Source organism: Lysobacter enzymogenes, from assembly GCF_017168095.1.
GTDB lineage: Bacteria > Pseudomonadota > Gammaproteobacteria > Xanthomonadales > Xanthomonadaceae > Lysobacter > Lysobacter enzymogenes_D.
Genome location: NZ_LXSD01000471.1, coordinates 1 through 3,989 on the forward strand (window position 1 = coordinate 1; position 3,989 = coordinate 3,989).

The window sequence follows — 3,989 nt, forward strand, 5'->3', positions numbered from 1 at the left end:
GTGGGCTCGCGCACGGGCCGGTCGCGGCTGAGCAGCGCGCCGGCGCCGGCGCGGCGCGTGCCCGGATGCGCTACGCTTTGCGCCCCTGCCCGAGCCGCCGACGATGTCCGTAGAGAAGAACCAGCGCGAACTGGAAAGCGGTATCCATACCGACCTGCACGGGCACATCACCTACGGCGGCTATCTGCAACTGGACAAGCTGCTGTCGGCGCAGCGTCCGCTGTCGCAGCCGGGCCATCACGACGAAATGCTGTTCATCGTCCAGCACCAGGTGGCGGAGCTGTGGATGAAGCTGATCATCCACGAACTCAGCGCCGCGCTCGAACACCTGCGCCGCGACGAGGTCTGGCGCTGCCAGAAGGTGCTGGCGCGCTGCAAGCAGGTGCTGCGCCAGCTGATCGAGCAATGGTCGGTGCTGGAGACGCTGACGCCGTCGGAATACATGGGCTTCCGCGAAACCCTGGGGCCGTCCTCGGGCTTCCAGTCGCTGCAGTACCGCACCATCGAATTCATGCTCGGCAACAAGAACGAGGCGATGCTCAAGGTGTTCGCCCACGACCCGCAGGGCCAGGCGGAACTGCAGCGCGCGCTGGCCGCGCCGAGCCTGTACGACGAATTCCTGATGTACCTGGCGCGCTTCGGCCACGCCGTGCCGGCCGAGCACCTGCAGCGCGACTGGCGCCAGCCGCACGTGGCCGACGCGCAGTTGCAGCCGGTGTTCGAACGCATCTACGAGAACACCGACCTGTATTGGCGCGAGTACGCGCTGTGCGAAGACCTGGTCGACCTGGAAACCCAGTTCCAGCTGTGGCGTTTCCGCCACATGCGCACGGTGATGCGCATCATCGGCTTCAAGCGCGGCACCGGCGGCTCCAGCGGCGTCGGCTTCCTCAAGCAGGCGCTGGAGCTGACCTTCTTCCCGGAACTGTTCTCGGTGCGCACCAGCATCGGCCCCGGCGGCGACTACGGCGCCGCGCCGCGCGAGTGACCCGCCCGTAGCTTGCTGTAGGAGCGGCGCGAGTCGGGACCGCGAACCCTCGGCCTTGAGGCTCGAGTCGGCCCGACAGGGCGCTGGCTGCGGGCGAGCGGCGGCGTAGGTGTGGTTTCGCGGTCGCGGCTTGCGCCGCTCCTACAGGGAGCTATCGGCGTTTCGGGCAAACCATGACAGTTGTCACCCGATGGCGGCATAAAGGCCGCCGTTCGCGCGACTTTCGCGTTATGGACACGCAAAAATCTTCCCCATTCAGACACTTGCGCGGGTAAATGTTGCGACGCAGCATGCCGTCCGCACTTTCACGAATGTTTGACGCCGCCCGCCTGTGCCGGTAAATCTCCCCGGCCCGTGCCGTCGGCGTGGGATTTTCATTCAGTTTCCACACCGATCAGGGGACACCGCATGAGCGGAGCCGCGACACCGACCCAGGGCCAGGCGCCCATTCCCGAATTCTCCACGCGCCTGGGGCATCCCAAGCCGCTGTGGATGCTGTTCATGACCGAATTCTGGGAGCGCTTCGCCTTCTACGGCATTCGCTGGGCGCTCGTGCTGTACATCGTCCACCAGTTCCATGGCGGCGACGCGGCCGGCGAAGCGCCGGCCAACCGCATCTACGGCGCCTACCTGGCCCTGGTCTACGCCGCGGCGATCTTCGGCGGCTACATCGCCGACCGCGTGCTCGGCTACCAGCGCTCGATCCTGCTCGGCGCGGTCATCATGTCGGCCGGCTTGTTCATGATCGCGCTGCCGAACGAGCAGATCTTCAAGCTCGGCCTGGCCACGATCATCTGCGGCAACGGCCTGTTCAAGCCGAACATCTCGACCATGGTCGGCAAGCTCTACGCGGTCGGCGACGAGCGCCGCGACTCGGGCTTCACCATCTTCTACATGGGCATCAACCTCGGCGCGATGCTGGCGCCGCTGCTGACCCAGTACCTGGCCAAGAAGATCTTCGGCAGCGAAGCGCTGCCGGACTACAAGATGGTGTTCATCGCCGCCGGCGTGGGCATGCTGATCAGCCTGGTGTGGTTCTGGTTCGGCCGCGCCGGCCTCAAGGGCATCGGCGTGCCGCCGGAAGGCCAGCAGGATCCGCGCAAGGTCGTGTACGTGTTCCTCGGCGCGCTGGTCGCGATCCCGGCGGTGTACTTCCTGCTGGCGATGGGCGCCACCGCGCTGCAGGGCGTGCTGACCGCGATGTTCCTGGGCCTGTGCGGCCTGCTGCTGGTGGAAGGCTTCCGCGAAGGCGCGCAGCAGCGCGACAAGGTCGTCGCGATGCTGATCATCTTCACCTTCAACATCCTGTTCTGGATGTTCTTCGAACAGGCCGGCAGCTCCTTCACCTTCCTCGCCGACAAGATCGTCGACCGCGACATCTTCAGCGGCGCCCTCGCCGACCTGGTCTTCAGCCTCAGCGGCGAACGGGTGTTCCCGACCGCGTGGTTCCAGTCGGTCAACTCGATCGCGATCATCACCCTGGCTCCGCTGATCGCCTGGATCTGGGTGGCGATGGGCCGGGCCAATCCCTCGATCCCGCGCAAGTTCGGCCTGGGCCTGATCTTCAACGGCCTGGCCTTCCTGCTGCTGATGTTCGCCCTCGGCAGCCTGCTCAGCGACGGCAAGATCCCGTTCTGGACCCTGTTCGCGGTGTACTGGATCCAGTCCATCGGCGAGCTGTGCCTGTCGCCGATCGGCCTGTCGATGGTGACCAAGCTGGCGCCGGTGCGCCTGGTCGGCTTCGGCATGGGCGGCTGGTTCCTGTCGACCGGCATCGGCAACAACCTCTCGGGCATCTTCGCCGGCCACGTCAGCGGCGAAGGCGGCATGACCACGACCTCGGCGCTGAGCGGCTACACCTTCGGCTTCTGGGCCCTGGTCGGCGCCGGCGCGCTGCTGTTCCTGATCGCGCCGCTGGTGCAGAAGCTGATGCACGGCGTGAAGTAAGGCCGGTGCGGGTTTGAATGCGCGAACGGCGGCCTTCGGGCCGCCGTTTTCGTTGGCGCGCGGCTGGATGCGCGGCCGTGGAATGCGCGATAGTCGGGCCCACGGCGAGGATCGCCGGGAGCGAGGACGATGGGCAGCGTAAGCATCTTCCACTGGCTGGTCTTGCTGGTGCTGGTCGGCGGCGCCGCGGGCGTCGCAGCGCTGATCGTCGTGCTCGCCAACCGGCGCAAATAAGCGCCCAGCCGAACCGCAGCGACCGCCCCGACCGCCCCCTGTAGGAGCGGCGCAAGCCGCGACCGCGAAACCTCGCCCGCGGCGCCGCCTGCCTGGCCACGCCCCTCTACACCGTCATTCCGGCGCACGCCGGAATCCATTTTGCCGTTGCTCTGATCGCACCACTTACGGGCAACGGCAAAATCAAAATGGATTCCGGCGTGCGCCGGAATGACGGTGGAGGGATGGCTGGGTTCGCCGGAATGACGGTGGAGGGATGGCCGGGAAAGTGGCGGCGGGCGAGAAGCGACGCCTCAGCGCGCTTCCGCCGCCATCTCCGCCTCGGCCTGCATCTCCAGCTCGTCCAGCCGGTCCAGCAGCCGGAACAGCGCCTCGCGCTCGACCGTCTCGATCCCGGCCAGCAGCCGCTGCTCGAACGCCAGCGCCATCGGCGCGACCTCGTCGTAGATCTTGTAGCCGTCCGGCGACAGCTGCAGCACCGAGCGGCGGCGGTCGTCGTCGTGGGTGTCGCGCTCCAGCCGGCCGGCCTCGGTCAGGCGCGCGACCGCGCGGCTCACCGCGACCTTGTCCATCGCCGTGCGCTGGGCGACCTCGTTGGCCGACAGGCCGGGGAAGCGCCCCAGCACCGCCATCACCCGCCATTCGGTCACGCTCAGGGCGTATCGCTGCGAATAGACCCGGGCGATCGCCCCGCTGACCCGGTTCGACAGCACCGACAGCCGGTAGGGCAGGAAGTGGTCGAGATCGAGTTCGGCGTGGCGGCCGCCGGCACGGGCGCCGGCGCGCGCGGGCGCGGCGACGGGGCGGCCGGACGGCGGTT

Annotated in this window: 3 protein-coding genes; 2 read left to right on the plus strand and 1 reads right to left on the minus strand. The window is 67.7% G+C overall.

Translation table 11 applies throughout. From position 1 onward, the window contains the following. Positions 1–103: 103 nt before the first annotated feature. Both A7A76_RS19915 and A7A76_RS19920 read left to right on the plus strand, forming a co-directional pair. Complete coding sequence (locus tag A7A76_RS19915) at positions 104–988, plus strand: tryptophan 2,3-dioxygenase (RefSeq protein ID WP_206412916.1); 885 nt, start codon at positions 104–106, stop codon at positions 986–988. 408 nt (positions 989–1,396) lie between these two features. Next, positions 1,397–2,935, plus strand: a complete 1,539-nt coding sequence (locus tag A7A76_RS19920) for a peptide MFS transporter (RefSeq protein WP_206412917.1) — start codon at positions 1,397–1,399, stop codon at positions 2,933–2,935. A 527-nt stretch (positions 2,936–3,462) separates the two neighbouring features. Here A7A76_RS19920 and A7A76_RS19925 read toward each other — a convergent pair. Beyond that, the gene (locus A7A76_RS19925; RefSeq protein ID WP_206412918.1) at positions 3,463–3,900 is read right to left on the minus strand and encodes a MarR family winged helix-turn-helix transcriptional regulator; all 438 of its coding nucleotides are present in this window, start codon (positions 3,898–3,900) and stop codon (positions 3,463–3,465) included. Positions 3,901–3,989: the final 89 nt, after the last annotated feature.

What these genes read in the sequence shown, in the direction of transcription:
- A7A76_RS19915 (WP_206412916.1), top strand. Translation starts at nt 104, where the DNA reads ATGTCCGTAGAGAAGAACCAGCGCGAACTGGAAAGCGGTATCCATACC.
- A7A76_RS19920 (WP_206412917.1), top strand. Translation starts at nt 1,397, where the DNA reads ATGAGCGGAGCCGCGACACCGACCCAGGGCCAGGCGCCCATTCCCGAA.